This is a genomic window from Mesorhizobium sp. M0047, from assembly GCF_040323315.1.
Taxonomy (GTDB): Bacteria; Pseudomonadota; Alphaproteobacteria; order Rhizobiales; family Rhizobiaceae; genus Mesorhizobium.
This window is the reverse complement of the sequence record NZ_JAMYUW010000120.1, coordinates 1-539: the sequence shown is the minus strand read 5'-3', so window position 1 is coordinate 539 and position 539 is coordinate 1. Positions and strand designations below refer to the sequence as shown.

The window sequence follows — 539 nt, the reverse complement described above, 5'->3', positions numbered from 1 at the left end:
GCCTGCAGCGCGGCGCTGGTGATCGACACCGCCTCGCTGTTGTCGGGGTTATTGGCGGAGTCGTGATGCAGCGAGGCGTACTGCGCCGTGCTGACAAAACCGCTCGAGTCGATCGCCACCGCGAATGCCGCCAGACCGCTCGCCGCGGTGGCAGCGGTGGCGCCGATCCGCCCGACGACAACATCGCCCTCCTTGAACAGGAAGATCTTCGTGCCGTCCGTTGTCGTCAGCCCGGAATCCACCCCATTAGGGGCGACCGATAGCGAATACGCCTTCGACGCCGCCCCTTCCTCGTCGGCACCGAACGAGCTGCCGTTGGACTGGACGACTGCGGTCGCGCTCGTAGCGTAGATGCTCCCGCTCGGGTCGTCGGTCTGGTAATCCGTGCTCGCGTTGCTGACGCCGCCGCCGAAGTTTGGGGTCAGCGCCGCGATCGGCGTTGCCGAGTCGGTCGCGCCGTTGGCGGACTGCGCACCCGACGACTCGTCGTGCGTCACCGATCCGGTCCCCAAACCGATCGCTGCCGTCGGCCCGTCGTC

At 67.7% G+C, this 539-nt stretch carries 1 protein-coding gene; it reads right to left on the bottom strand.

The window, feature by feature from the left end; all coding sequences use genetic code 11:
• A partial coding sequence (locus NKJ89_RS35660; RefSeq protein WP_352609087.1) for a DUF5801 repeats-in-toxin domain-containing protein occupies nt 1–497 on the bottom strand: 497 nt, incomplete at its 3' end.
• Nucleotides 498–539 lie beyond the last annotated feature (42 nt).